The 26,685-nt window shown below is 43.0% G+C and carries 25 protein-coding genes and 1 pseudogene; 17 read left to right on the top strand and 9 right to left on the bottom strand.

All coding sequences use genetic code 11. The features are described from left to right. Window positions 1-17 precede the first annotated feature (17 nt). The 8 genes from MNQ98_RS28535 (at window position 18) to MNQ98_RS28570 (ending at window position 8,855) form a co-directional block, all read left to right on the top strand. Window positions 18-1,103, top strand: a complete 1,086-nt coding sequence (locus MNQ98_RS28535) for a glycosyl hydrolase family 18 protein (protein WP_347272237.1) — start codon at window positions 18-20, stop codon at window positions 1,101-1,103. A 167-nt stretch (window positions 1,104-1,270) separates the two neighbouring features. Then, complete coding sequence (locus MNQ98_RS28540) at window positions 1,271-2,395, top strand: glycosyl hydrolase (protein WP_241931198.1); 1,125 nt, start codon at window positions 1,271-1,273, stop codon at window positions 2,393-2,395. Window positions 2,396-2,546: 151 nt separating this feature from the next. Then, a complete protein-coding gene (locus tag MNQ98_RS28545) occupies window positions 2,547-3,422 on the top strand; it encodes a GGDEF domain-containing protein (RefSeq protein ID WP_241931199.1) in 876 nt (291 codons plus the stop codon). A gap of 37 nt (window positions 3,423-3,459) precedes the next feature. After that, on the top strand, window positions 3,460-3,603 hold the full coding sequence (locus tag MNQ98_RS28550; RefSeq protein WP_241931200.1) for a hypothetical protein: 144 nt from the start codon (window positions 3,460-3,462) through the stop codon (window positions 3,601-3,603). After that, window positions 3,596-4,891, top strand: a complete 1,296-nt coding sequence (locus tag MNQ98_RS28555; protein WP_241931201.1) for a glycosyltransferase family 2 protein — start codon at window positions 3,596-3,598, stop codon at window positions 4,889-4,891. The genes MNQ98_RS28550 and MNQ98_RS28555 overlap by 8 nt, the downstream gene beginning before the upstream one ends. A gap of 247 nt (window positions 4,892-5,138) precedes the next feature. Next, a complete protein-coding gene (locus tag MNQ98_RS28560; protein ID WP_241931202.1) occupies window positions 5,139-6,494 on the top strand; it encodes a sodium-dependent transporter in 1,356 nt (451 codons plus the stop codon). Window positions 6,495-6,631: 137 nt separating this feature from the next. After that, window positions 6,632-7,594, top strand: a complete 963-nt coding sequence (mraY, locus tag MNQ98_RS28565; protein ID WP_241931203.1) for a phospho-N-acetylmuramoyl-pentapeptide-transferase — start codon at window positions 6,632-6,634, stop codon at window positions 7,592-7,594. Window positions 7,595-7,646: 52 nt separating this feature from the next. Beyond that, window positions 7,647-8,855: an MFS transporter gene (locus MNQ98_RS28570; protein ID WP_241931204.1), complete on the top strand. Its 1,209-nt coding sequence runs from the start codon at window positions 7,647-7,649 to the stop codon at window positions 8,853-8,855. Between the two features lie 63 nt (window positions 8,856-8,918). Here the strand turns inward: MNQ98_RS28570 and MNQ98_RS28575 are convergent, their stop codons facing one another. Then, the gene (locus MNQ98_RS28575) at window positions 8,919-9,275 is read right to left on the bottom strand and encodes a nucleotide excision repair endonuclease (protein WP_208917133.1); all 357 of its coding nucleotides are present in this window, start codon (window positions 9,273-9,275) and stop codon (window positions 8,919-8,921) included. 380 nt (window positions 9,276-9,655) lie between these two features. On the opposite strand from MNQ98_RS28575, the gene MNQ98_RS28580 reads away from it, so the two are divergent. The 3 genes from MNQ98_RS28580 to MNQ98_RS28590 all read left to right on the top strand — a co-directional run bounded on the left by MNQ98_RS28580 (window position 9,656) and on the right by MNQ98_RS28590 (window position 13,042). Then, window positions 9,656-10,768, top strand: coding sequence for an amidohydrolase family protein (locus tag MNQ98_RS28580; RefSeq protein WP_241931205.1), 1,113 nt, complete (start codon window positions 9,656-9,658; stop codon window positions 10,766-10,768). Window positions 10,769-10,972: 204 nt separating this feature from the next. Then, window positions 10,973-12,097 carry an ATP-binding protein gene (locus tag MNQ98_RS28585; protein ID WP_241931206.1) on the top strand — a complete coding sequence of 375 codons (1,125 nt, stop codon included), beginning with the start codon at window positions 10,973-10,975 and terminating at the stop codon, window positions 12,095-12,097. A 177-nt stretch (window positions 12,098-12,274) separates the two neighbouring features. Further along, a complete protein-coding gene (locus tag MNQ98_RS28590) occupies window positions 12,275-13,042 on the top strand; it encodes a VCBS repeat-containing protein (RefSeq protein ID WP_241931207.1) in 768 nt (255 codons plus the stop codon). Window positions 13,043-13,047: 5 nt separating this feature from the next. On the opposite strand, the gene MNQ98_RS28595 is transcribed toward MNQ98_RS28590, so the two are convergent. The 3 genes from MNQ98_RS28595 to MNQ98_RS28605 are packed head-to-tail and all read right to left on the bottom strand — an operon-like array spanning window position 13,048 to window position 14,967. Then, window positions 13,048-13,527, bottom strand: coding sequence for a methylated-DNA--[protein]-cysteine S-methyltransferase (locus MNQ98_RS28595; RefSeq protein WP_208917125.1), 480 nt, complete (start codon window positions 13,525-13,527; stop codon window positions 13,048-13,050). Continuing rightward, a complete protein-coding gene (locus MNQ98_RS28600) occupies window positions 13,520-14,428 on the bottom strand; it encodes a DNA-3-methyladenine glycosylase family protein (RefSeq protein WP_241931208.1) in 909 nt (302 codons plus the stop codon). Before MNQ98_RS28600 ends, MNQ98_RS28595 begins: the two co-directional genes overlap by 8 nt. Next, the gene (locus tag MNQ98_RS28605; RefSeq protein ID WP_481856803.1) at window positions 14,425-14,967 is read right to left on the bottom strand and encodes a bifunctional transcriptional activator/DNA repair enzyme AdaA; all 543 of its coding nucleotides are present in this window, start codon (window positions 14,965-14,967) and stop codon (window positions 14,425-14,427) included. Before MNQ98_RS28605 ends, MNQ98_RS28600 begins: the two co-directional genes overlap by 4 nt. A 252-nt stretch (window positions 14,968-15,219) precedes the next feature. Between MNQ98_RS28605 and MNQ98_RS28610 the strand changes: the two genes are divergently transcribed. Then, a complete protein-coding gene (locus tag MNQ98_RS28610) occupies window positions 15,220-15,537 on the top strand; it encodes a hypothetical protein (protein ID WP_241931209.1) in 318 nt (105 codons plus the stop codon). Between the two features lie 574 nt (window positions 15,538-16,111). Here MNQ98_RS28610 and dhaK read toward each other — a convergent pair. Together dhaK and MNQ98_RS28620 are read right to left on the bottom strand one after the other, a co-directional pair. Then, window positions 16,112-17,872, bottom strand: coding sequence for a dihydroxyacetone kinase subunit DhaK (gene dhaK / locus MNQ98_RS28615; RefSeq protein ID WP_241931210.1), 1,761 nt, complete (start codon window positions 17,870-17,872; stop codon window positions 16,112-16,114). A gap of 1 nt (window position 17,873) precedes the next feature. Further along, a complete protein-coding gene (locus MNQ98_RS28620) occupies window positions 17,874-19,010 on the bottom strand; it encodes a glycerol dehydrogenase (RefSeq protein ID WP_241934070.1) in 1,137 nt (378 codons plus the stop codon). 222 nt (window positions 19,011-19,232) lie between these two features. On the opposite strand from MNQ98_RS28620, the gene MNQ98_RS28625 reads away from it, so the two are divergent. Both MNQ98_RS28625 and MNQ98_RS28630 read left to right on the top strand, forming a co-directional pair. Next, window positions 19,233-20,282, top strand: coding sequence for a PocR ligand-binding domain-containing protein (locus MNQ98_RS28625; protein WP_241931211.1), 1,050 nt, complete (start codon window positions 19,233-19,235; stop codon window positions 20,280-20,282). A gap of 211 nt (window positions 20,283-20,493) precedes the next feature. After that, the gene (locus MNQ98_RS28630) at window positions 20,494-21,750 is read left to right on the top strand and encodes an MFS transporter (RefSeq protein ID WP_241931212.1); all 1,257 of its coding nucleotides are present in this window, start codon (window positions 20,494-20,496) and stop codon (window positions 21,748-21,750) included. 164 nt (window positions 21,751-21,914) lie between these two features. On the opposite strand, the gene MNQ98_RS28635 is transcribed toward MNQ98_RS28630, so the two are convergent. The 3 genes from MNQ98_RS28635 to MNQ98_RS28645 all read right to left on the bottom strand — a co-directional run bounded on the left by MNQ98_RS28635 (window position 21,915) and on the right by MNQ98_RS28645 (window position 24,036). Next, window positions 21,915-23,198 carry an RCC1 domain-containing protein gene (locus MNQ98_RS28635; RefSeq protein WP_241931213.1) on the bottom strand — a complete coding sequence of 428 codons (1,284 nt, stop codon included), beginning with the start codon at window positions 23,196-23,198 and terminating at the stop codon, window positions 21,915-21,917. A gap of 285 nt (window positions 23,199-23,483) precedes the next feature. Next, window positions 23,484-23,819: a zinc ribbon domain-containing protein YjdM gene (locus MNQ98_RS28640; protein WP_208920015.1), complete on the bottom strand. Its 336-nt coding sequence runs from the start codon at window positions 23,817-23,819 to the stop codon at window positions 23,484-23,486. 40 nt (window positions 23,820-23,859) lie between these two features. After that, window positions 23,860-24,036: a hypothetical protein gene (locus MNQ98_RS28645; protein WP_241931214.1), complete on the bottom strand. Its 177-nt coding sequence runs from the start codon at window positions 24,034-24,036 to the stop codon at window positions 23,860-23,862. A 254-nt stretch (window positions 24,037-24,290) separates the two neighbouring features. Between MNQ98_RS28645 and MNQ98_RS28650 the strand changes: the two genes are divergently transcribed. The 3 genes and pseudogenes from MNQ98_RS28650 to MNQ98_RS28660 all read left to right on the top strand — a co-directional run bounded on the left by MNQ98_RS28650 (window position 24,291) and on the right by MNQ98_RS28660 (window position 26,681). After that, the gene (locus MNQ98_RS28650) at window positions 24,291-25,118 is read left to right on the top strand and encodes a helix-turn-helix transcriptional regulator (protein ID WP_241931215.1); all 828 of its coding nucleotides are present in this window, start codon (window positions 24,291-24,293) and stop codon (window positions 25,116-25,118) included. A gap of 86 nt (window positions 25,119-25,204) precedes the next feature. Continuing rightward, window positions 25,205-26,188: an ABC transporter substrate-binding protein gene (locus tag MNQ98_RS28655; protein ID WP_241931216.1), complete on the top strand. Its 984-nt coding sequence runs from the start codon at window positions 25,205-25,207 to the stop codon at window positions 26,186-26,188. 126 nt (window positions 26,189-26,314) lie between these two features. Next, window positions 26,315-26,681 (top strand): annotated as a pseudogene (locus MNQ98_RS28660) (cupin domain-containing protein). Window positions 26,682-26,685 lie beyond the last annotated feature (4 nt).

Here is a 26,685-nt window from a genome sequence, read left to right on the forward strand (position 1 = left end):
AAGGGGATCAGCGCAAGGTGTCAAAAGTGAATCTGACGGGTAAGAAGGCCGCAGCTATAGCGGTAATCGTGATCATCCTCCTTAGCGTACTCGTTGTGTATGCGATGAAATGGGTTGAATCCGACAAGGTAACGAAGCCGGAACGGGAGGAGCATCCAGTGGATCTGTCGGCCTGGATTGTAGATTGGCAGTGGAAGTCCGGTTTGGACGATCTTAGGGGAATTTCGGACGGTCTTACAAGTGTACAGGCGTTCGCAGCTTATTTCGACGATACGGATAGTCTTTATTTTACGAAGAAGCATCGTGAAGCGCTGCCCCGAATTACAGAGGCATCCAGACAAGGAAGTCTGGTCCATGTGGACTTGACCGTGGTGAATGACCGAATAGTAAGTGACGGGACAACGGTTCAAAAGGATCCGACCATCATTACGAGACTAATGGCTACAGAAGAGAGCCGGAGCAAGCATATCGACAATATTCTGGATGTGGTTGCTGAGTACGATTTTCACGGTGTGGAAATTGATTATGAGCGGATCGACGACAGCGATTGGAGCAACGTTACCGCCTTCTATGCAGAGCTGTATCAACGGCTTGACGCAATAGGTAAATCGCTGCGAATTGTACTGGAGCCCCGAACGCCAATTGAGAGATTATCGCTGCCGGAAGGGCCGGTCTACGTCATGATGGCATACAATCTTTACGGCGGTCATAGCGGTCCCGGACCGAAAGCGGATCATGCATTCATCGCCAAGCTGGCAGGTAGGCTTGATCAGGTGCCGGGAGATAACATAATTGCCTTGGCGACAGGGGGATTTGACTGGTCGGAAGCGGGCAAGGTTGCCGCAGTAACAGAACAACGGGCAGTAGAACTGTCGCAGTTGAGCCTGAAAGAACCACAACGCGATGTCGCCAGTGGTAGTATCTATTTCGATTATAGGGACGATAACGATGTGATGCATACCGTGTGGTATGCGGATCATGTTACTTTGTCACAATGGATCGACGTTGCGCAGCAAGCCGGCTATGATAATATTGCGCTGTGGAGGCTGGGCGATCTGGGGCAGGAGACGTTGAAAGAGTTGAACCGGCGTGGGTTGGATTAGTTAAATGGTGCCACTTCCATCACAAGTCCGAGTCAACTTAAGTAAAGCTGTGCCTTCTGTCTCGATTGACAGTCAAGGTACAGCTTTTTACATAATTGAACTTTTAGATCCCATGAGTAGAGGTTTTTCTAAACACACAAAGATAGTGGAGATCAGAGGTGGATAATTTGAAAAAAACAGTTCAGAATCGCACAAAACTCGTTATTACTAAAGTCATAGCTTCTGCTCTCGCAGGTGCAATTCTTCTGTTTATTTGGCTCTATCCGAATAAGGAGACCTCAGCCATGACCGTGACATTTATTGAAAAGCATATGAAAAATGATAATAGTACACTGGCTACCTACCTGAAGGAAGCCTCTTCGGAACATCCCGATACCGTGGCAGGCAGAGAGGCGTTGTCCGAGTCAATAGGATTGTGGATGCAATATACAGTCTTATCGGGCGACCAAGATAAATTCGATGAGAGTGTGACGCTGCTGGAAACATATTACCTCTCTCCGCAAAAATATATCCATTGGAAGCTTCATCCGAATGGACAGCCAGCGGCAAGCACCAATGCACTCGGAGACGACCTTCGAATTATCGATGCATTGTTGAAGGCATTCACACGATGGGGGCAGGATCACTACCTAAATCTGGCTCAAGAAATCGGCTCCACCTTGCAAACATCCGTTCAGAAAAATGGGTACTTCGTGGATTTCCATGATTTTAAGCGGGATGAATCAACCGATGTTCTAAGTCTGGTTTACGTGGATATATCAGCACTACAAGCAATGCGGAGCTATGGAATCATTTCAGAGCAAGATTACAAAAAATATGAAGACCTGCTTATTTCCATACCGAATGACGGAACCTTTTATCCAAAAACCTATCAGGTTTCCACCAACCAATATGGATATGATACTTCGGTCAATATGATCGACCAGCTGATTGTCGGGATACACCTTGCCGAGATGAATCATCCGCCGAAACAGCTTATTGAGTTCATGAAAGAACAGTTTCGGAAGAACATGCAGCTGATGGGCCGCTATAATCGGGAGACTCGAAAGCCGGATGTGGCTTATGAATCTCCCGCTGTTTACGGATTGGCAATCATTCTAGCACTTAAATGTGATGATACGGCTTGGGCAAAGCAGCTTAATAACCGTATGATCCAATTTCGTAGTCAGGATACCGCATACCCTGGAGGCTACGTATTTAATGGCAATACCCATATCTTCGATAACCTTTTTCCACTGTTGGCAGAAAAGTCCCTGGAAAATAAGAAAAAAGAAATAAGAAAAAAGAAATAAAAATACATCTCGACATTAAGCAGGATTTATCGACAAATATTACTTTTTTCTTAATTTGTTTTTGTCGACTTTTGTTGTTTTTTGTAATAACATATGCAAATAATTATTCATAAATACCCATCTTAAACATCAACAAGAAAGGTTTATAGATATGAAAAATAAAACACCGATACGCCGTATTGAACTCGGTTATTTCCTACTGATTATCCTTGTCATGGTACAAGAGCTTATTATTTATTGGAATATGTATCTAAATCAATCCTTTACTTGGTCTGACGTTCTTTATAGTGTGGCTACATTGGCAGCCTTACTAGCCGGCTTCTTACTGCCGATAGGTATTTCTACCGTTGGGATATTCATATTCCTCGTCAGCTATTTTGTATGGTTATCTACCTATGCCCCAGTTAATGTCCTCACGCTATCCTGGATACTGCTCATTCCGGCCAATGTTATTATTGCAGCATTTATCCGATCCGTTTTAATTCGCAGTAGGCGGTTCATTGAACGCTTGGAGGCACTTAAGACAACGAACCCCGAGATCGATTTGGAAACAACGCTTGGCAACAAAGACGCGTTAGCAGATACACTCATCAAGCAGTCTAACCTGGCCAACCGTTACGCTGATCAATACAGCTTTTGCATGGCTATGTTTAAGATTGAATTTCTTCCTTTAGTGCAGGAGTCACTCGGATCACAGCGATATGCCCAGCTTCTATTGGAGTTGTCCGGTACCATCCAGGGGCAGATCCGTTTTGAAGACTATAAATTTTCACTTGATAAGGGGCGGTTCATTATCCTTTGTCCCCTGACGAAACCGGAGTATCTGCAAAATCTGACCGAACGAATCAAGCTTGCTATGATGGATATGGCGTTTACCGACAAACACGGAAAACCGCTAAAGCTGGTCGTTCGTGCTGGCGCTCTTGTTTTTCAGAAGGAGCAATTCAGTAAGTATGGAAATATTGATGCCGTCATTGGAGCACTGGAACGAAATACAGAGACCGATCTCATCGGTGAATATATTTAATCTTGCGTGACGTTGGAAAAAAGGAGGTTAACATTACATGACTTATGCTAGCTGGTTCATTCCTTTATGTATTGCGGTCAGCATTCTATTCGGAATTTCGATTCTGATCTTGACGATTGCTACGTTAAGCTTCCGGTCCAAGGTAAATAAAAAATACGATCGGGGGAAATTAGATGGCTGACTTTCTACTAATCATATCCATTATCAGCATCTGGATTGCCGTCTTCGAGTCGATTGTCATCATGACCGGGGCCATACTGTTCATTCGTAAACAAAACCAAAAGAAGTTGGTAGCACCCGATAACCTGGAGGATTTCCCTACGGTTACGGTCATGGTTCCGGCACATAATGAAGAACTTGTTATCACCGCCACGGTCGAGCACATCCTACAGATGAACTATCCCAAGCATAAAATGCAGGTCATCGTCATTGCTGATAACTGTACGGATAACACAGCAGCTAAATTAAAGGCTTTACAATCAAATACAAGCTATGAAGACCGTAATTTTATGATATTGGAACGTACAGGAACTGGCGGTAAATCCGGCGCGCTGAATCATGCGCTGCAATACGCTACAGGAGAATGGATCTGCATTTACGATGCAGACGCGGCACCTGAGAAGAACGCCCTGCTGTTCCTGACACAGAAAGCGATGGAAGAGCCTGAGAAATACGGGGCTGTATTGGGACGTAACAAAGCACGTAACCGTGGGCAAAACTTCTTATCGAGGTGTATTAATCTGGAATTGGTTACGATTCAGCGGGTGCATCATACCGGTCTATGGCAGCTATTCAAACTGGGGACCATTCCCGGTACAAATTTCATTGTAAAAGCATCACTCATTCGCGAGATTGGCGGCTGGGATGAAGATGCAATTACGGAAGATACCGCAATTTCATTCGATATTTTGACCCGAGGCCAGCTCATTGCTCTGGCCCCACAAGCTGAGGCATATCAGCAGGAACCGGAACAGCTGAGTGTATATATGAAGCAGCGGGAACGTTGGGCCAAGGGTAACTACCGGGTTGTGACGGACAATATCCATCACTTGTTCAACCGGTCCAGCTGGCGTATCAAGATGCAGGTTCTATATTACGCTGCCAGCTATTTCTGGTTCATGATTGCGATCATTGTCTCGGATATCCTGTTTGTATCGAACATTGTTTACCAGATTATTGCTCTGTTTAACCCGAATGTCGTATCCCCATTTCAGTTCCAAAGCGATGTGTATGTATACCTAGTTATTGCCTGGGCGCTCATGTATTACATTTATGTGCTGCAGATCAATCTGGCTCTAGCCTCGGACATCGGACAGAGCAATACACGTAACTTTATTTTGTCCTGTATATCCTACTTCACCTATGCGCAGCTGTTCTTGATTATTTCTATAAAAGCTTTTATATCCATAATTACAGATAAGATCACAGGCCGACAAAACAAATGGTATAAAACGCAGCGGTTTGGTTGATTTATATGATATGTGGAGCGCTGAATTCACAAGGTGAATCAGCGCTCTTTTTCTAAATAATGTCCGATCTGATTGCGAGTGGCGATTATACCGTAACCATCACGGGGTAACTGTTGATAAGGAAAACCTATAGAAGTTATAGGTATATTATCTAAGGTTTAGAGATTTTACTCATTACTTTCTGACACGATATGAAATATAATAAAGAAACTTTAATACTGTAATACAATCGACTGGGGGTTAATTTATGAGTTTACAACAAGGGAATCCGACAGCTCCCGGTAAGAATGATCGTTTTTCTTCAATGGGTTTTATTCTGGCTGCAATCGGAAGTTCTGTAGGCCTGGGGAACATGTGGAAATTTCCGTACATTACCGGGGAGCATGGCGGAGCGGCTTTTTTCCTTCTCTTCATCATCTGCCTGATCATTATCGGTCTGCCTGTGCTTCTGGCTGAACTTGCAATTGGACGTGCCGGGCGTGGAAGTGCCGCCACTTCTTATGTCAAGGCAGGCGGACCCAAGGCATTCGGTCCTTTAGGGCTGCTGCAGGTTATTGCGCCATTCATCATCTTGTCCTTTTACGTCATTATCGCAGGCTGGACGCTTCATTATGCGTTTTTATCGTTCAGCGGGCAGTTATTTGTGGATTCTAATTTCGGAGGGCAATTTACTGCCTTTACTGGCGGTTATATGCCGATGGTATGGCAGGTGGTAGCCGTTGCACTTACAGGGTTTGTCGTGGCACGCGGTATATCCGGAGGTATTGAGAAATTCAACAAAATACTGATTCCGGGCCTTATTATACTGTTGATCGTGCTCATGATCCGAGCGGTTACACTGCCAGGGGCAGGAGCCGGGGTATCCTTCTTCCTGAACCCGGACTTCTCCAAGCTGTCTACAGAAGCTGCATTGGTCGCTCTGGGACATGCCTTCTTCTCACTATCCCTGGGCATGGGTATTCTGCTTACCTATGGCGCTTATGTAGACAAGCGTCAATCGCTCGGCACGGCAACACTTGCCATTGGAGCCGGTGACCTAATCTATGCATTCATTGCAGGTCTCATTATTTTCCCGACCACCGCTTCTTTTGGTATTGAGCCGGACGCAGGACCATCACTTGTCTTTATTGCCCTGCCAGCAGCCTTTTCGGCCATGCCATTTGGTACATTCTTCGGCGGTCTGTTCTTTACCCTGCTTTCATTTGCAGCATTAACCTCTACCGTCTCACTGCTTGAAGTACCGGTATCCTTCGCCATGGAACGCTGGGGCTGGGGTCGTGCAAAATCCGTAGTAATTATCTCCGTAGTACTCCTGCTGATCGGTCTTCCGTCCGTCCTATCGTTCGGGATGGCGCCTTCACTTTCCGATATGGGAGGTAAGAGTTTCTTTGACTGGTTGGATTTCATCACCTCCAACATCCTGCTGCCGATCGGCGGACTTATAACTACGATCTTTGCAGGATACTACTGGAAAGGAGCCGCTGAAGGTGCAGGCCTGAAATCCGGCTGGTTCCGTATATGGCTCTTCATGCTGCGGTATGTGGCACCGATTCTCGTGTTCCTCGTGCTACTGCATACGACGGGAGTTATTAATTTTGAATAAACTTGCATCAAGATAACGTGAAAGAAGGCCACTTCTTAAGGAGTGGCTTATTTTATTGTTCACAAAAGGAATAATTGTCCATATAATCGAATTACATAATAAAAAGGGACAATCCGTCAGGAAGCGGTGTTTATTATATGTTCGGGATTTTAGGCGTGTCTGGTTTATCATTCTTACTAGTCGTGGTGTTGACGCCGCTGCTCATTAAAGGATTACACACGCTGAAGCTTACGCAGCCAATTCGCACGGAACTGCCACCAGACCACCAAGCCAAGCGTGGAACACCGCTCATGGCAGGCCTTATTCTGCTGACAGGTGTAGCAATGTCACTTCAGTTTCATCCCACCCCTCTAATGATGTTTTTATGCATTACGTTTATACTGTTTAGCTCCATCGGCTTTATGGACGATTACAAAAAGGCCGTGTTTCAGGACCCCTCAGGCATATCTGGTCGCATGAAACTTGCTTTTCAATTTGCATTTACCGGGGCGCTGCTATTTGTGCTGTTCCGTTCGTTTGGTCTGACAAGTAACATCTCATTGTTCCAGGAATTCCAGCTGCAATTGCCCATTTATATATATCTGCCGGTCATACTGCTGTTCGTGGTAGGCTCCGCCAATGCCATCAATTTTACGGACGGGCTGGACGGACTGTTAATAAATGTGTCGATCCCGACCTATTTTTTCTTCTTTCTGATTTCAGAGAGACCCGAAGTACAAGTATTCTCGCTCGTTATGATTGGCTGTCTGCTCGGTCTGTTTCTGTACAATATTTATCCGGCTCGAGCATTTATGGGCGATACCGGATCACTCGCGATTGGAGGTTCACTCTCCATTTTGGCAGTGATCGAGAAGGTTGAGATTTTGATCCCGATCCTATTCTCTGTTTATCTAGCAGAACAGCTATCTGTCATCTTGCAGGTCTGGTATTACAAACGTACGAAGTTGCGGCTGTTCCGGATGGCCCCTATTCATTATCACTTCAATCTCAAGTATGGCTGGAGCGAGAATAAGATTGTTATGGTGTTTGGTTTTATCTCCTGGTTTTCAGTGCTTATTTGCTGGCTTCTATGGAAGTATGTACTCGGTGGAAATTCATAAATGTAATCCAAGTGACTTCATTATAGACAGAAGAAAGGTTGACATCTTCACCATGAATCTAACTCGAAGTATGAACAGAAAACAGGTACGTAAAGAACCATTCCCTGTCTCTATACTATCTCTTACGGCAGGCGCTTTTGCGATCGGCATGACTGAATTTGTTATTATGGGGATTCTACCCAATGTAGCTGATGATCTGCATGTTAGCATTTCAACCGCAGGACAACTCATTACGATGTACGCTCTAGGGGTAGCCGTGGGTGCTCCCATTCTGACAATCCTTACACAACGAATCCCGCAAAAAAAGCTGTTGTATCTACTCATGGTTCTATTCATTCTAGGCAATGGCATTTCTGTGTTCGCTCCGAATTATGCTGTACTAATGGTAGCCCGCATGATAACTGCATTAACCCACGGGACGTTCTTCGGGGTTGGCGCCGTTATCGCCTCTAATCTGGTGCCACCGAATAAGCGTGCCGGGGCTGTGTCCATTATGATGGCTGGCTTAACCATAGCTAATATCATTGGGGTTCCTCTGGGTACATTCATCGGACAAAACATGGGATGGCGGGCTTCTTTTGCTGCAATTGCAATCATGGGTGTTGTGGCACTGATCGGCATTATTGCCTTCATTCCGCATATGAAACAAGACAAACCGGTTAGTCTTGTACAGCAGATTTCCGCTCTGATTCAGCCCAAACTGCTCCTATACTTGCTAATCGGCGCTCTAGGCAACGCCGGCTTATTCACCGTATTTACGTATATTACTCCCCTGCTCGTAAAAGTGACCGGTTTTGCCGAATATAGTGTAACCTGGATTTTGGTCCTGTTCGGCTGTGGCGTCACGATTGGTAATATCGTTGGCGGCAAGCTTGCAGACTGGAAGCTGATGCCTTCTATACTGGGGCTATATTTTGCAATATGTGTCATCCTTACCCTCTTTACCTTTACCGTGTATAGTCAGCTAGCTGCCGTACTGACTATATTTCTATGGGGTACTGCTTCCTTCGCAGTGATGCCGGGACTGCAAGTACGGATTATGAGTCTGGCCCAGGCCGCTCCAGCGCTTGCTTCTACTTCCAGTCATTCTGCCGGTAATCTGGGTAATGCCGCTGGAGCTTTCATTGGAGGATGGGTCATTACACATCTGTCCATAACATCCCTTCCTTGGGTTGGTGCACTGCTTGTAGGGCTCGGTCTAATCCTGGGTACGGCCTGCTTCATCGTTGAACGTAAGCATAGTGCGCTGCAAGCCCGTTAAACACAAAAAAAGCAATAACGGAGTCCTAAGAGGCTGCGTCTATTGCTTTTTATTGTCTACTAATTATTTGAAAAACACTTTATCTACGTTGTATTTGGCCTTGAGCTCATTAATAATGTACGTTTCATAGATTTCTCTGTGTACTGCATCTTCGATAATACACACTTCAATTTTTGTAACTTCGTTTCTATGGTTCTTGATCACGGACACAGAATCCTCGAAATGTTTCTTGATTCTAGGTCTCAGCTTTCTAGCTTTACCAACGAACAATAGCTCGTCATTATCGTTGTAAAACATAAAGATTCCACCCTTTTCTCTGGAGATCAGGTGAAAATCCGTAAACCCGTAAATATGACTTAACTCTGGAGCATCTTGTTTGGTAATGGTAACATCCGGTGTTGGAATGGTTATGTTTATCACTAAAGCTCACTTCCTCATCTTATATAGATGTAAATACTATCACACTTACAAACGCGAAACCACTGGCTTTGATGCTTATATGCATAATCTTCTTGTGTTTCCGGATGAATTAGGCCGACATGGCCTTCTCACGGTCTAAATAACATATCCATAGGAGTGGCGAACTGAAGGCAATTTCTTGGGCTCGCCGTTTTTCATTTAAGAAATCAGCCATCAATTATATGTTATCACCCGGGCTTGTCCAAAACTAACAGTTGAGTTTACAGCTGCTTTACCACATACTCTATTTATAAAATGTAAAGTTTCCCCAGATAAAACAAGGCATAGGCATGAGGCAGCGGGAAAACAAAAAAATAATTGTGATAATGGAGGAAAGAAAAATGCCTCGAAAGAAGCTGCGAAACACACTTTGTATACTTAGCCTCGGTGTTTCAGTTCTAGCCGCATGTTCATCAGGGTCAGGCAGTAACGTAATTGTTGAACCTCTTACAGACTATAAGCCAAGTCAGGAACTGGATTTGATCCAGAAAATTCGTACATCTAAGGATACGAGTGCGGATGTACAAGAGTTATACCGGGACATCACACTCATTGATATTCACAACCATGACGCTGGTAATCCTAATGCGGTGAAGACATGGACCGACTATGGAATTGATCGAATCGTATTATTCGGAAGCATTTCCGAACCGAGTGCTAAAGTGACGGATCAACTGGCTTGGGATCACTATCGAAAAAACCCGTCCCATGTTTACCCGTCTTTTGCAGGATTCCCGATCTATGACGAAGAGGCCCTATCCATGGTGAAGGAAAATCTGGAGCAGGGTTATCTAAACATTGGCGAAATCGCTGCCGCCTCCACCTACTCGCCGATTGTCTCCAAATTAGAGTGGAAATCCGAGCATCCGAATGACGGCTATCTTCCTAAAATCTATGAATTGGCGGCGACCTACCGCGTTCCTGTTCTGCTGCATATCGATCCACCAAATGGCCCACCCATTGAGCATCTGAAGCAAGCGTTAGAACAGCACCCGGATACGATTTTTATTTTCGGACATGCCAATGCATATAATATGCCTGAAAATATAAAGCCGCTATTGGAAAAGTACCCAAATCTGTACATCGATTTTTTCGCAGGCTTTACCGCGTATAGCCCTGACAGTAAGCATAAGCTGGAGGATTATGTACCGCTCATGGAGCAGTATCCGGATCGGTTCATGTTATCGACAGATTCGGGATATGGCTTAAACGCATCTCATGCTGCCCATGCTTTATACGAGATCATTGATCTTCTTTCCCCGGAAACCGCACAAAAAGCAGCTTATCAAAACTATGAACGATTAATTGAGCTTCAGCCCCCAACAGACACTCAAATTGCAAAGATTAAAGAGCTTTCTGCCAAACTAGGCGAAAAGAAAACCTATCGCTTGAACAAGCGGATGGCCAATGAATTGATATTTGAGCTAGAGCAGACTAGTGAGAAAGCGAAATAAAATCCTTGGGCAATTATTGCTATACATAAATCGACGAACTGCTGGCTTATAGCTGGCAGTTTTTTCGTCTTGAGTACATCAATCAATAAAATACTGTAGCTCCTCTGAACTTTTTTGGATTATATTTACAAACAACTGCTAGCATGCTATAATTTATTTAATTACGTAATTACGTTTTTAAATAATTATGATGAGGTGATCTTCATGTCTCGGGATTTTGCTCAAGAATTAGATGCTTTAAAAATTCAGATGAATAAAATTGAAGAGCTTGTCGGACAAATCGCACACAACCATTTGAATCAAGCTTCGCGGATCAAAGCAGATGAATCAGACACAATATCAGTGGAAAACAACCAGATAGGTGAAGATACGGGCAAAGTATTTTACTCAGGTCAATATCGCGGAGATAAAAGGCGTTATAGATGGGAACCACAAGAGAGGCATGTGGGTCAGTTACTTGATCTTGACGGAGATAAGGTAGCCAAAATTTTGTCCGCTCTGGGCCACAAACAACGGTTGGACATTCTGAGGTCTGTTTTAAAAGAACCGCTTACGGGTGCTGAACTCGTAGACCGCTTGAATATGGGCACAACCGGACAACTCTACCATCACATTAAAGCCTTACAAGGTGCTGACCTTCTTGTCCAAGAGGAACGCGGCGGAAGATACACTCTCCCGGGTCATCGGGCACTCCCCCTCCTCTTGTTACTGGCTGCCGTTTCAGACTTGCTTGATACGAGTGACTATATAGAATTAACAGAAGCCAGGAACAATGCCGGAGCATACTTGGGACAATCGACGGATGAGTATAATTCTCACCTTCTCCTTCGGTCAGTTTTAGAGAATGCAATTCTTGAGCATCAAGCTGGATTTTGCTCACAGGTAAACATTTTTCTGCATTATGATGGCAGTGTTACGGTGGCTGACAATGGTAGAGGTATTCCAGTTCAAGCTCTGCCAAATACAGAGAAGCCTCGGGTACAGGCGGTTTTAACTGAAATAAGTCAATATCATAGTGGGTCCATCAACGCCCCCAATAGTGAAAAGGGGATTAGCATTCCGATTGTCAACGCACTCTCAGAAAAGCTTACCGTTGAAATTCGGCGAGAGGGCAAGGTATTCCGTCAGGAGTACAAACACGGAATCCCACAGACAGCCTTGCTGACTGTAGGTGTAACGAATGAAACAGGTACCAGTGTCACCTTCTTGCCTGATCGTGACATTTTCGCATCGACTTTTAACCCAAGTGTTGTATCGGAAATCACGAATGAAATCTTCGTAAATTATCCACGCTTGTCCGTACAATTTAACAACTGTGATATGAAATAAGCTAAAAAAGGGAGTGTCCACCTGGGATGCTCCCTTTGTTGTTGTAAGACGCAGCACCTCCATATAGGCATTCGCATACGATGGAGCATGTGGATACCTTTTTCATAACGGAGGCCTTCCATGTAACACATGGCTCTGATAAACAGAGCAATATGACGCTGAGCAAGGAGATGTCCTATGGGATATTTAAATCACAGCCCTTACTGGGGATATCCATCCTATCGACAAACTCGCCCTTCAGTCTTGTTAGACATGAAACGCGGCGATGTTAATGGGGACGGTGTGCTGGATACCGTGTATCTGGTTGGCAACAAGGAAGACCCCACCAGTATGTTTGCTGACCATATTACGATCATTATCGAGGATGGAGCTACTAAACAAACAACAGCCGTTCATCCTCCAGACAATGCCGGATATAATGCTGGGCTGTTTCTTGGTGATTTTAACAAGGATCGGGTCGCGGACATATTTTTAGGCATGGAGTCAGGAGGCAGTGGGGGATACGGCTTCTTTTATATCTACTCATTCCGTAATAACCATCTGCATGAACTGTTTAACGTACAAAAATATAATGAATTATATCGGTTTAAGGTTAATTATGAAGACTTTTACAAGGTGAGTGTCGGAAGCCCTCAACTGGACATCCTGTTTACGATCGATATAAGCAATCGGGGCTATGACTATTTGTCACCACTCTACACAGATCAAGGGAAGCTTAAGCAGCCTGTAAGCGGCGAAGTACTTGCTTTGGGGGCATTATACCCTATCGTTACTGATATTAAGGGGTCAAGTTATGATTTACTCGCTCTCCAGCGTATCATTGGACCAACGAATGCTGATACATTAGGCTATGTCGAGAATCTATTGTCATGGGACGGCTCTACCTTCAAGTCCGTAAGACTGACTGTATCCATCCTCGGCACAAAATTAATCGCGCTTTATTAGCTTCCTCATACGCTCGTCGTACGTTCATGCTGAAGAAGCCATTCCTTTCTCCACAAGCCACCTGCATAACCTGTCAATTGTCCATTCGAACCGATAATCCGATGGCAAGGAATGACGATACTTAATTTGTTCTTACCATTTGCACTTCCGACTGCCCTAATGGCTTTTTCATGACCAATGGAGACAGCAATATCTTTATAGGACCCCGTGTTGGCGTAGGATATTCCGGTCAAAGCATTCCATACCTTTTTTTGAAAATCGGTTCCTACAAATCGATAGGGAAACGTAAATTCACTGCGCTCACCTCTGAAATACTCATCAAGCTGACAACAGCAATCGACCAACACCTTGGGAGTTTGCTGTTGCTTCATATGGACTATGGTATCTCGTTCAGAGAACATAATAGAGTAAATGGCCTCATCTGTTCCAATGATTTCGATAACTCCAATTGGTGATTCGTAATCCAATTGATACAATTCACTCATATAAAGACCTCCATAAATAAAAGGTGGCATATGCCTGCCAACCTTCCCAATGAGCTGCCATTTCTTTGATTTCCTCGATTGTCGGCTTACGATCAAGTCCCATTTGGATCTTTAACGCATTGTGAAGCCCCACATCCGCTAGTGGAAAGGCACCGGAATGGTGCAAGCATTTCATCATTACATAATCCGCTGTCCATGCCCCTATCCCTCTTATGTCCATCAAAGATTGTTTTATTTTCTCATAATCCTGTTTCTGAAGAAGCAATTGCTTATTGATTTCACCATGAGCCATGGCTTTAGCAATTCCTATAATATACTCAGCCTTTCGAACCGTAAATTGAAGTTTCCTTAAATCCTCGACATCTAAAGCTGCTATTTTTTCATGTGTCGGGTATAGCCAATGGGTTTCACCTTTAAAAGAAAGACATTCCCCAAAGTGCTCCGTAAAACGTTTTTTTAATGTGTATGCAAATGTTAAATTGATCTGTTGTCCCATAATCGCCCATGTCAGAGCTTCAAATAAGTCTGGAATACATATCATACGTAAGCCGTAATATTTATGGACAAGCTGTCCCAGTACCATATCTTGACTGACTGCGTTGTAAAAATTGTTCAAGTTTTGATCTAAATCAAACCATTCCCGTATATAAGATACGACCTCTACGCGTGCGCTTTCAGATGAGGGACCCATTGGTAGTTCTACTAAGATTGATCCTAAGGAGCTTCGGATTTTCAATAAAATCATTTCATCATTTATGTTCACCAGTTTATATAAACAACCATCCCTAACTTGATGAAGCACTTCATGCTCAGACCTTCCTAAGAACACTAAACACTCCGAAAAATCAAATTCCGTTGGCGGACAAATGTCTATATAAGATTCTGAATCTTTCTCATTCATTGCTGCTGCTCCTTACTGTTCAGGCTGCGATATTCGCTGGGAGAACAATTTTGCAATCGACGAAACACCTTATAAAAATTCGAAGGGCTCTGGAATCCAACCTCATAACAAATCTCAAGATTTGTTCCTGATGTGTTTGTTAATAAATAGGCCGCTTTATCAACTCGTATTTTATCCAGGTAGGTACGAGGAGTTTCAGATGTCTCCTGTTTAAACAGTCGTTCAAGATAATAGGGACTTACACCGACATGGTTTGAAATATCTTTTAATTCCAGCCTTTGTTTATAATGATTTACCAAAAAAGCAATGACATCTCGGACAAGTCCAACATGCGGAGAGTGGTCAACCTCAGGCTGACATCTTTTGCAAGAACGATAACCAGCCTTTTCAACTTCCCCGATGTCAAAAAAGAACTCTACATTTATCTTTTTCGGCTTTCTTGATTTACAGGAAGGACGGCAGTAAATTTTAGTTGTTTTCACTGCTGTAAAAAATAACCCGTCATATTTACGGTCGCACGCAATGATCTTCTCCCACATTTCTTCAAAAGAAAGATTGATATGAACCACGATTATACTCCCGCCTCCTTTCACATTACTGACCTTATTGTATCAAGTAATCCCTATTCAATTCGTCCTCATTTTTGCTCTTATGGTCTAAGGAAGCTGTATCAGCTGCCTTCATAGATGCCAGTTATCATTCTCAAAAAGTCGCATTTCCAGGGCACCCCCCTATGGTCATTCGCATATATTGCAGATATGGATAAACACCCAGAGATGGAGGTCTAAACGATGAGCATTCAGTACCCCGGCTCCGGGCATCAGGAGCATATCTTGCATCAAGTTGGATCGAACAATATTCACTCCCTAAAATCTACTCGAGATCACATACACCATATGTGCAGACTGCATGTGAATCAATTCGTTCGCGTAGAAACACTCGATGGAGACGTTTTCGAAGGGTTCATCGCATACTGTGATAAGGGCATTTTATACTTAAAATTGCCAGGCCAAGGCAGTCCGCGCGGCTTCGGCCCCAATAACTACAATGATGTTATTTTACCCCTTGTCCTGTATGAACTGCTCGTGATCACTCTACTGTATACCTAGAATTAGGGCCACATGCTCTTACTCATACAATAAATATGATAAGAGCGCGGTAAGGCACCGCATGACAGCAGTCAGCCACATGTGCGCTGGGCTTTTCTAAAGCTCGGTTCAGATTTCATTACATCCTACAGAAGGAGTGATCATTCATGGCATTTATGCCACCGCAAGGACCACAGGGTCCGCAGCAGGCACCGACATCCCCGCCCCCTCAAGCTACCCCCCAAAAGCCTGTCGCTACAACATTTGCCGTCGACCCTGGTGCGATTTCAGGCTGTTTGTTCCGAAACACCTTTATTTGGCCGAGATTCGGAATGGGCTTTTGGTTTTTCCCCACTTTTGTCGGTCGCACTTCCGTTGCCGGCTTCAGATGGACCGGGAGAAGATGGGTTTTCTCCGGATTTGATTTAAGAAGTATCGAATCCTTTACATGTTTCTAGCAAGCAGAAACGACTTCGTTGTCCTTTTCGAAGGGCGACGGCGTTTCAAAAAAAAGCAGCACAGAACTCTATCTGTGCTGCTTTCATTATTTTAAAGCGAACATTCCCACTAACTTCAATGGGATATTTCCATTCCGTTACCGTAAAGCTTGATCTAACTGAGTGAAGATAACCCCTAAGGCGTAAGCTCCAGCATCGGGATAACCAATGCTTCGCTCACCCACAGTACCGGCTCGTCCCATACGGGCAACAATACTTTCCGTCTGCTTCGCCCCTTGTACAGCCGCGTTTGCCGCCTTCGCCGACGCAATTTTAATATCATCGCCTTGAAGGGCACTCTGTTCCCAAGATTCAGCATAAGGAGCAAGTGCATCAATCAATGTTTTGTCACCAACAACCGCACCCCGGCCAAACGATCTCTCGCCTGTATCTTGAATCCCTTTCACCACGGCGGACATCATGCCGGCAAACTCCTTAACCGATAGCTCCTGTTTATCCCCGGCATATTTACTGGCTGCCCGGAATGCCGATCCCCAGATCGGGCCGGAAGCTCCTCCGCAATGCTCCATAATGACCAAGGAGCAAGCATCCAGAAAATCTCCGATATCCGCTGTATGGTTACTTATTATGTCTTTCCACTCGGTTTTTAATTGCTTAAATCCTTTTGCCACGCTCATGCCAAAATCACCATCACCCGCATGTGCGTCCAGCTCACAGAAGGGTACTTCATTCTCAATGATGACTTCACTCATCTTGTCGATGAGATAAATGAGATTGTTTAAAGAGAATTGATTACTTTCAATGGTGGCGTAGTCTTCATTTGTTTCACAAGTAAAGGATACAGACTTATTCTCCTCTTGTTCGAGTACGACCTCAGTGAAGTTGATCTGTTCGAAAGGCTCATGAACAACCAGCGCTGGTGTATCACATGGTTCAGCCAACAATTGCTTCAACTGATCATCCAGTTTCATAATCGAAACAGACGCACCGGCCATATCGATACTCGTCATGAAATTGCCTACAAAAACTTTATAGACCTTTTTATTACGGGATGACAATTCACGGATGACCGAGTTGTTTAACAGATACAATTCTTGCATCGGCGATGCTCCAAAACCATTGATCAATACAGCAACTTCTTGCTCTGAATCATCGTCTATCTTCAAGCTTTCCAACAATGCGTTCACCATTCGGCCCGCCAACTCATCAGCCGGAACGATCTTTTCTCTGCGGATTCCGGGTTCGCCATGAATGCCGACACCGTATTCCATTTCATTGTCCTCAAGAGTAAACGTTGGGGTTCCCTTGGCAGGAACTGTGCAAGAAGTAAACGCAAAGCCAATACTTTTCGTATGGTCTATCGCTTTTTGGGCGGCTTCCTTCACTTGATCCAAAGCCATACCCGCCTCAGCCGCTGCGCCTGCTATTTTGTGGACTAGGACCGTTCCCGCTACGCCCCTTCTTCCAACGGTATAGAGACTGTCCTCTACCGCAATATCATCATCCACTTTCACAAAATCGACTACAATGCCGTCTTCACCTGCAAGGTGAGCCGCATTTTTGAAATTCATAATATCGCCGCTGTAGTTCTTGATGATTAATAGCGTTCCTTTATTGGATGCTGAGGACCGGATCGCTTGGTACACTTGAATTTGGGAAGGTGAAGCAAACACATCGCCAGCGACAGCCACATCCAGCATACCTTTGCCGACAAATCCGGCATGCGCCGGTTCATGTCCGCTGCCACCGCCGCTGATCAGCGTTACTTTTTCCTGGTTAAGTTCTTTTTTCTTAATGATCTTAAATTTGCTGTTAAACTCCAGGTTCGGATGTGCCAAAACTAAGCCGTTACACATCTCTCTTACTAATGTTTCGGGTTTATTAATAATTTTTTTCATCTTATGCCCCCTTGCTTGCTTTATATTTCCGACCAAGCTGATCGGCTACCATAATGGCTGCTGCCACCGCTTCCTCTGTGATTGGGAATGGCATCGAATGAATGGATTCTTCCGGGATACAAGCTTTTTTCGCTACAGTCAGCAATTCTTCATACGTTACGCTGTCGACTCCAAGATCAGGAAGGCATATTGGAAGACCTACCGCTGAACTGAACGCCAATACTTCATCCAACTCTTCTTTATCCGCATTTTCGAGGACCAGCTGAGCAATGGTTGTAAAAGCTACTTTTTCACCATGGTAATAATGATGAGTTCCTTCAAGTGAAGTCAATCCATTGTGAATGGCGTGAGCCGCAGCTAAGCCTCCACTTTCAAAACCGAGTCCTGATAAAAGGATGTTTGCCTCGATAATATTCTCAAGCGCAGGTGTAACCATATTGCTATCACAAGCTACTTTAGCCTGTAAACCATCCTTCAATAAGGTTTCATAGCAAAACTTGGCCAGTGCCAGCGCGGTATTGGTTCCTTTCGCCTCACCACATACTCCTTCTCGAACACCACACGGTAATCCGGCATTAACGTTCGAGTACGATCTTGCAGTAGCTCTGGCTTCAAAATAGGTCGAGAGCGCATCTCCCATACCAGCCACCAGAAATCTTGTAGGAGCATTGGCAATAACGGTTGTATCAATCATTACCACACTAGGACTTTGTTTAAAATATGCATAGTCATCAAATTCCCCATCCGGTGTATAAAGAACTGCGGAATGACTCGTTGGTGCATCGGTTGCTGCGATCGTTGGAACGATGATTAAGGCTTCGCCTTCGGCTACACATTTCGCTGTATCAATCGCTTTTCCTCCGCCTAATCCAATCGTACAGGAACAGGCCTTTTCTTTCGCCAGCTCTTGCAGTCTCTTCACTTCTTCGCGGGAGCACTCCCCTTGGAAGTTGCCTTCAACCAATGTGATATTGAATTTATCTATAGTAGATTTCAGTTTATCTTTGACCCGGTTCACATCATCTGGATGAGCAATGAGCAAAGCTGAATCCCCGAATGTCTTAACGAAATACCCCAAATTTAACAGTTCATCTTCTCCTTGCACATACTTCGTTGGGCTAATAAACGCTTTTCTCATCATAAATTCCTCCCTTGCTATCATTGCTTTCATTATAGTCTTTCCACAAATTTTAATCATTGAACTATACCCCTGTATTTAAGCGCTTTCAGATTGTGTTTTTTTGTCATATAGCTGACAAATCGTATAATCTTGTCCTCTAGACAGGTTGTCATAGTATAATTGAATAGATTTGTTCAGTACTATTGCACAAGCGCAGCAATATATAGGGAGTGAGCCATAATGAAAAATTCATTGTTTCAGTTAGATAAACTTATTGATTTGGAGAAGTGGCATACGTTACAGGACTCCCTTGCGCTGGTCACCAAAATGGCCATTATTACCGTCGACTATAAAGGGGTTCCTGTTACGAAACATAGCTACTGTCAATCCTTTTGCCAGTCCGTCAGAAAAGATCCCTCACTGTCTCCATACTGTCAGAAATGTGATGCCAGAGGTGGTTTGGAAGCTGTACGGCTCAATAAACCGTATATTTATATGTGCCATTTCAATATTATCGATATTGCCATTCCGATCATTGTCGATAATCAATACATTGGCGCGATCATGGCAGGGCAAATCAAGCTGCGTGATACCGATCAGCCTCAGCCACTTGAACAAATCGTAACTCGTCCGTCCAATTCGGAAACGAATAAAAAGTTCAAAACGTTGAAGCAGGACTATCTTTCTCTGCCTACCTTGTCATACGAAGAAGTGACAACCATCGCCGATATGTTATTTCATCTGTGCAACTATATTGTGGAAGAAGCGATAACCAAGAGCTCAACCATCGATATGTACAAGAAGGCTTTAACCCTGGACATCGATAACCCGTCTCAAGATTCCATCAGTCCTTCGGATCGTACGTACCGGAACATACAAGCGATTCAACACGAGCTTTCCAGTACATTAATTGAGAATAAAATAAAAAAGACGACCTCGAATGAATTCCGTTCTTCCAATAAGCTGCTACAGCCGGCATTTGACTATATTTATCATCATAAAAATAAAAATATAACATTAGGTGAGATGGCCAAGCTGTGTCACATTAGTCCAAGCTATTTCAGCCGAATCTTTGTAAAAGAAACCGGTGAAAATTTCTCCGTCTTCATTTCACGTCTAAAAATTGAATGGGCTAAACAGCTTCTGGAAACAACAGATCTATCCATTAATCAGATTGGTGATGAATTGGGATTTTGTGATGCCGGATATTTTATTAAAACCTTTAAGAAATTCGAAGCTTTAACACCTGCCGTTTACCGAACGGTTTATCAAGGAAATCATGTGGAGTAAAAATCCGCACCAAAAAAGACGCTCTCGATGGGAGCGTCTTTTTAATTTAGAACAAATGTTCGTTTTTTGGAGCACTTAAATTAAATCGGGGTATTTTCGACTTTCATATTATTAGTATAAATCAACGATCATTATAAGTCTATATTTTCCCAGGAAAATATTCTATAGTTTGGAATACCCGGCCGGAGAAATGATTAAAAGAGGGGTTCTTATGCAAATTCGTTTATGGGATAACAATTTAAAAGTTCGGTTAATCGGTGAAGCGCTGTTCAATATGCTGTTTTGGATGTACTTTCCCTTTATAGCGGTATATTTTGGTGCTGCATTAGGTAACCACATTGCCGGAATCTTGATGATGGTTCCCCCGATATTCAGCATCATTGGTAACCTGCTTGGGGGAGCTTTAGCGGACCGATTAGGACGGCGTCCTGTCATGCTGCTTGGAGCTTCGCTTCAGACAGTGATGTTTGTACTGTTTGCGATGTCTCCTTCTCATTGGATTGATTATGCTGCATTTATCGGCATTGGACTAGGGGGGACAATCTATAAACCCGCTAGCTCGGCTATGGTTGCTGACCTGGTTCCTGCACAAGATCGCAGGCAGGTCTTCGCAACGTTTACAACAGCCAATAACATTGGTGCTGTTCTCGGGCCTGCGCTGGGGGCTATTTTCTTCTTCCAGTACCGGCATGAACTCTTGTGGACCTGTGCTTTCGTCTTGTTGATGTACTTCATCGCCATTTATATCATGGTTCATGAAACATTACCACAGTCAGCCAAAAGAATGGAACATTCGAAATCAATGTCCCATGTATTCAAGGAACAATGGAAAGGATATGGCATCATTTTTCGAGATAAAGTGTTTCTCGTGTATATTTTGGCAGGTATTTTTTCGCTCGTGACCATTATGCAATTGGATCTCTATTTGGCGGTGTACGTGATCAATTATGTCCCGTCTCAGGCCCTATTCACTTGGAATGGTGATTCATTTATGCTTACAAGCAAAGAAATATTTGGGTGGTTGCTGGGGTTAAATGGGCTCTTATTTGTTCTATTTATCCTTCCTGTTACGAAATGGTTTCGAAATTGGAGGGAGCGCAACGTATTCATCCTTTCGTCGCTGTTGTCCGGGGTAGGCACATTCGCACTAGGACTAAACACGAATATTTGGTTCTTATTTTTCGTTACGATTATTTTTACATTTGGCGAAATTGTACGTTCCCCGGTGACAGAGAGCTTTATTAGTCGTTATGCCCCAGAGCATGCTAGAGGGCAGTACATGGGAGCAAACAGTTTACAGTTTACGATCGGAAGGTTTTTAGCGCCTATGACCGTTTTTCTGTCTACTTGGGTTCCACCTATGGGGATTTTTAGCATCATACTCGTTTTTGCATTAATTAGTGTTGTTCTATACATTCAGTTATTTAAGATTTATGTGGAGCGCCCAACCGTTCATTCAAATCCATGATGTGCGTTACCTGATTTATCCCATTTTCTCAAGACATATACAGGGCTTGGTCGGCTTTTTTCAATATGGTTGTATGTATCCAGCGGAGTAAAAGTATCGATGCCAATACACACCGTAATGTTAACGGCTGTCCAAGCCAAAGTGGGCTACAACATCATCACCCGTTATATCGAAATCGCTTCATAATTTATGTGATTGTTTTGGAGTGACCATTCTGAATCGTAGCTGCCACGGCAAATCATGAAAAACCCTTCACCTGTAATCATGTGGAACTTGATAATTTCATCTAATTTGATGGGTAAGTACGGGGTGCTGTTCTCACATAGGGTTAAGCTCCATTTTGATCCATTGCTAATCAAAGTATGCCCTAACAAAGATTGATCGAAGGCTTCCACACCTGTTGATATATCCGCTCTGAACTCAATTATTTCATAATTCAAGTATTTTCCCACATCATTCATTTGATCTTCCACGTAACCCCAAGCCCATACAGAACCGTCCGCTTTCATAGCTTGGCTTTGCATATTCCCTGTAAACACTTCGGAGAATACATCACCCGCATTCGTCATCGGCTTGGCAAAGTTCCAGATCATTTCATCCTTATAGTATTCAGTCATATAATCCATCAACGTGTAAAAATGATCCGTGCGTACCACTTCACCCAAGTTGAAACTTACTTCATTCCCCCACGACAGCAGAATCTCCTCTACTATGCTCTCCAAATGAATGGTCTCGTCAAATCCCAAAGCGCCATTCCAATTCGCTCCCCAGCCCCAGATCCGTCCGTCTTTATCCAGAGCAAGGCTATGATACTGACCAGCTGATATCGATTGAATATCGTTTAACACTCCGTCTGCTGTCGTTACTTGTATCGGATTATGCTGTGATTCCCCATTGTTGTGGTATCCGATACCCAGTTGGCCTTCCTCATTATCTCCCCAAGCCCAGACATGACCCTGATCATCCAATGCCAGGCTAAAAGCAGCTCCTGCCGAGATGCCTACAATATTTACATCCTGAGGAAATGCAACACGTGTTGCTGTCTTCATATGATCTGTATCATTCATACATCCAATGCCTAACTGACCTGCTCTGTGATCTCCCCAAGCCCAAACCTGACCTCGATCATCCAAAGCAAGATTATGAAAGTCCCCTGCGGCAATGGCCTTAATGTTGGATAAGAATCTTCCTTCTTCACTTGTTACCACAAGGTGGGCAGCCTGCTCTGTAACCATCGTTGTATTCCCTAGTTGATTGTCTTGGTTGCAGCCCATAGCCATTACCGTTCCATCACTCATAAGAGCAAGGAAGTGGTCATCTGAAGAACTGACTTCTATCATATTCAGCTCTGTAGCTGAACCTGCTTTAGAGGTAGCCATTACCGGAAACAAACCGATCACAGATGTCTTGTTAAGAACCATTTTCCATCTATTCTGGATTGGGTGCATTTTTCATATCACTCCTTTTAAATTAAATTGTTGCTATTAATATAGTTCAATGCTCAAAAGCGATATAGTGAGTGTTGTCATTAGTGTTGTCATATGACAACATGATATGAGCAGAATTCATCTGTAATCTTATGTCGTTAGATTATGGTGGCAGAGTAGCTTTTATACCACGCTGGACCGTTTTATTACTAAAGAGATAACATTCTGGAAATAAAAAAATATCGGTCATAAGACCGATATTTTCATATATATAACACTCTGGACTATGTTTGAGTTAATAGGACTTTATATCTTTTTTACGAACTCTGATTTTAGTTTCATAGCCCCAAACCCATCGATCTTACAATCAATATCATGATCCCCATCAACCAGACGTATATTTTTAACCTTCGTACCGATCTTCAAGACAGATGAACTTCCTTTTACTTTAAGGTCTTTGATGACTGTTACAGAATCACCATCGTTCAAAACGTTTCCATTAGCATCTTTGACGACTTTGGTATCTTCACTGTTTTCGGCTTCCAGGCCCCATTCATGAGCACATTCCGGGCAAACAAAAAGATTTCCATCTTCATAAGTGTATTCTGAATTACATTTTGGACAATTTGGCAAATTAGACATTGTTTTAGGTTCTCCATTTCTTTGTTGTTCGTATTTCATACTATTCTGCCATAGACCTGCCTACATTTACAAATAAATATATCCCAACTGTAAGCCATACCTTGTCCATGACCAGTTTGTGATGGATCTGGATTCTTCCGATTTTGTCGCTTACGGTGAACAGCACAGAGCGAATTGCAATCATCACTATCAGGCTAGGAAGATTTTCCTGCTTCATTTGATCCTCACTCCCCCCTATATTTGAGAACATCCTGACCTGATGCCGTTACCCGGCTGTTTGAACATTAGCCGGGTGCGGCATTTTATTGTTCATATAGGTTGACAACGATAATCATTATCAATAATGTGAAAATAGACGAGAGTCCTCATGCCCACCTTTCCACATTCCAGCGGCAGATTTTTGAGAGGGACCCGAGTCATGAAGAGTTTTTGAATTACCGAACAAACTACTATTGAAATGAGGTATGCAATGTGAAAATCGACGTTAATCAGTTAGCAGAGCATTTTGCACACACTCCTTTTCAAGTAGAAGGAGTATATCGATATGCTAGAAATCCAGGTGTGCCTTACGCTGACTATACAGATTCTTTTCCTGGATTTGTGTTTCCACTTACAGGGAAGATACAATTTAAATTTAATGGCACGCCTTATATCTTTTCGCCAGGAAAAGTTATGCATGGGGGTGCAAAAATGAAACTAGATCAAAAAATGTTTGGCAAAACTAACTGGGAATATATTCTCGTTTTATATCGGATATGTAACTCAGAACTAGAAGAGTCAAGCTTTTCTCATCAGCATTTTGAATTATCAACAGGACAATCTCCTCGTCTTATCGAATTAATTATGCGTCTTTGGCAGGTGTATAATCAGCGTGGAGGCATTTCGATGTTTCAGACCGAAATGCTGTTTCGCGAAGTACTGAATGAAGCCTTATTATGTGTTGTTAATAGGCAAAATAGCTATGAATCACATACTTTATTCGAGCGGGTATCTAATTATATTCATGAATACTATTATCAAAGCCTTACAATAGCATCGCTTGCAGAACAAAATAACGTTAATCGAAATCGACTTTCTTACGTATTTAAAAGACATGCAGGTATGGGACCAGCAGAATATTTATTAAAATATCGTATAAACATGGCGCAAGAAATGCTATTTACAAGTGAAGCGCCTGTACAACAAATTGCGCAAACTGTTGGAATTGCTGACCCCTTTTATTTTAGTAGAGTGTTCAAGAAACAATTTGGTATTTCTCCTACTGAATATCGAGAGAAGTTCATCAATAATCCATGCTAATTTCAACATGCATCCATTCTAATCTAAAAATTACTTTACTATACTAATGGTTAACCAAAGAAACCATTATGTTGGAGGAATTTCATGTGCAAAAGATTAAAGGACTGCTAATCTCAATGCTATTATTAGCAGGCATACTAGCAGGTTGTAATGAAACACCTGCTGAAAATAAAGGATCAACTACAGAAGGCGCATCTACATCAGCAGTTAATGTAGATGCTACTGATTGGCCAAGAACATTTAAGGATGCCTTAGGTAAAGAAATTGTTATCGAGAAAAAACCAAAAAAAATGGCCTCGCTATGGTATTTTTATCCTGAAATATTAGTTGCATTAGGTGAGGTGCCTACTGCTTCTACTGAAAAAGAGTATCTATCTTCTTTATCTTATTTAAAAGGAAAGCTGGATTCAGCTGAAGAATTAGGAGATAAAGTGTCTCCCAATATTGAAAAAATTCTATCTATTACGCCTGATTATATTTTAGCAACAGAACATCATGAAGCATTGTATGATTCACTAGAAAAAGTTGCGCCAGTCATTACGTTAAATTCCAAGGACATCTATGAAAATTGGCAATATGGACTCCGTACAGTAGCCGAGATTATTGGAAAAGAAGACGAAGCGGAAAAAGTAATTGATAAAATGATGAAAGAAATCACAACTGGGCGTGAAGCATTAAAGTCGATTCAAGGAGAGTCAGTAGCACTTATATTGTCTTGGGATGGAAAAACTTTTAATGTTCTAGGTGAAGGAAATCCTGTCTATACACTTGCGTTTGATAAAGAAAATGGACTGGGGCTTACACCGGATAATACATATATAGGTACTAATAATGAGTTTACTACGTTTGAAGGAATTTCAACTGTTCAAGCAGACCATATTTTCCTTATAGGTGACATTACAAAAAAGGAGGAATTAATGAATGGCTTAAAACAAAGTAAAGTATGGAATGCGATGAATGCCGTAAAGAAAGGAAATGTCCATTTAATGGATACTTCCGCTATTACTGGTGGACCATTAGCTATCGAATACGCTTTGCAAAATATAACAATTGCCTTACGTAAGCTCTAAAAAGTCAAGAAAAACTCCATCGAAATCACTCTTGTGCAACATCCGAATGACAATTAGATACTGGTTAGCTCTTGCCTGTTCTCTGTGACGGTATAATGAAGGTCAAAAAAATAAGGAGGGATTAATATCCATTATCAAGCGATTAATCTAAATGAGAAGCTATCTGAACTTAACGATCTTTGGTCTCTGAAAGTCATTGGTGAAATGAATGACTATCAATTTAAACTCATTAAGATTGCCGGGGAGTTTGAATGGCATAGTCATGAAGAGACCGATAAGGTATTTATGGTGATCGAAGGGGAGATGATCATTGATTTTCGTGATGGTCAGGTTAAAATCTCCAAGGGTGAGATGATTGTTCTCCCGAAGGGAATCGAGATGAAGCCTTCCGCCGAAAAGGAATGCCATATCATGTTGGTGGAGCCTAGAAGCGCAGTAAACACTGAACGGTACTGAGTCCGAATTAACAGCAGCCAATGATACTTGGATCTAGTGAT

This window comes from Paenibacillus sp. N3/727, assembly GCF_022637315.1.
GTDB classification, from domain to species: Bacteria; Bacillota; Bacilli; order Paenibacillales; family Paenibacillaceae; genus Paenibacillus_AQ; species Paenibacillus_AQ uliginis.

Bases quoted from the DNA above. Each gene is read 5' to 3' on its own strand.
- MNQ98_RS28550 (WP_241931200.1), top strand. From the start codon at position 3,460: ATGACTTATGCTAGCTGGTTCATTCCTTTATGTATTGCGGTCAGCATT.
- MNQ98_RS28580 (WP_241931205.1), top strand. From the start codon at position 9,656: ATGCCTCGAAAGAAGCTGCGAAACACACTTTGTATACTTAGCCTCGGT.
- MNQ98_RS28600 (WP_241931208.1), bottom strand. From the start codon at position 14,428: ATGAATGAGAAAGATTCAGAATCTTATATAGACATTTGTCCGCCAACG.
- MNQ98_RS28585 (WP_241931206.1), top strand. From the start codon at position 10,973: ATGTCTCGGGATTTTGCTCAAGAATTAGATGCTTTAAAAATTCAGATG.
- MNQ98_RS28630 (WP_241931212.1), top strand. From the start codon at position 20,494: ATGCAAATTCGTTTATGGGATAACAATTTAAAAGTTCGGTTAATCGGT.
- MNQ98_RS28640 (WP_208920015.1), bottom strand. From the start codon at position 23,819: ATGTCTAATTTGCCAAATTGTCCAAAATGTAATTCAGAATACACTTAT.
- mraY (WP_241931203.1), top strand. From the start codon at position 6,632: ATGTTCGGGATTTTAGGCGTGTCTGGTTTATCATTCTTACTAGTCGTG.
- MNQ98_RS28560 (WP_241931202.1), top strand. From the start codon at position 5,139: ATGAGTTTACAACAAGGGAATCCGACAGCTCCCGGTAAGAATGATCGT.
- MNQ98_RS28625 (WP_241931211.1), top strand. From the start codon at position 19,233: ATGAAAAATTCATTGTTTCAGTTAGATAAACTTATTGATTTGGAGAAG.
- MNQ98_RS28620 (WP_241934070.1), bottom strand. From the start codon at position 19,010: ATGAGAAAAGCGTTTATTAGCCCAACGAAGTATGTGCAAGGAGAAGAT.
- MNQ98_RS28595 (WP_208917125.1), bottom strand. From the start codon at position 13,527: ATGAGTGAATTGTATCAATTGGATTACGAATCACCAATTGGAGTTATC.
- dhaK (WP_241931210.1), bottom strand. From the start codon at position 17,872: ATGAAAAAAATTATTAATAAACCCGAAACATTAGTAAGAGAGATGTGT.
- MNQ98_RS28605 (WP_481856803.1), bottom strand. From the start codon at position 14,967: ATGTGGGAGAAGATCATTGCGTGCGACCGTAAATATGACGGGTTATTT.
- MNQ98_RS28545 (WP_241931199.1), top strand. From the start codon at position 2,547: ATGAAAAATAAAACACCGATACGCCGTATTGAACTCGGTTATTTCCTA.
- MNQ98_RS28570 (WP_241931204.1), top strand. From the start codon at position 7,647: ATGAATCTAACTCGAAGTATGAACAGAAAACAGGTACGTAAAGAACCA.
- MNQ98_RS28610 (WP_241931209.1), top strand. From the start codon at position 15,220: ATGAGCATTCAGTACCCCGGCTCCGGGCATCAGGAGCATATCTTGCAT.
- MNQ98_RS28645 (WP_241931214.1), bottom strand. From the start codon at position 24,036: ATGAAGCAGGAAAATCTTCCTAGCCTGATAGTGATGATTGCAATTCGC.
- MNQ98_RS28555 (WP_241931201.1), top strand. From the start codon at position 3,596: ATGGCTGACTTTCTACTAATCATATCCATTATCAGCATCTGGATTGCC.
- MNQ98_RS28590 (WP_241931207.1), top strand. From the start codon at position 12,275: ATGGGATATTTAAATCACAGCCCTTACTGGGGATATCCATCCTATCGA.
- MNQ98_RS28635 (WP_241931213.1), bottom strand. From the start codon at position 23,198: ATGCACCCAATCCAGAATAGATGGAAAATGGTTCTTAACAAGACATCT.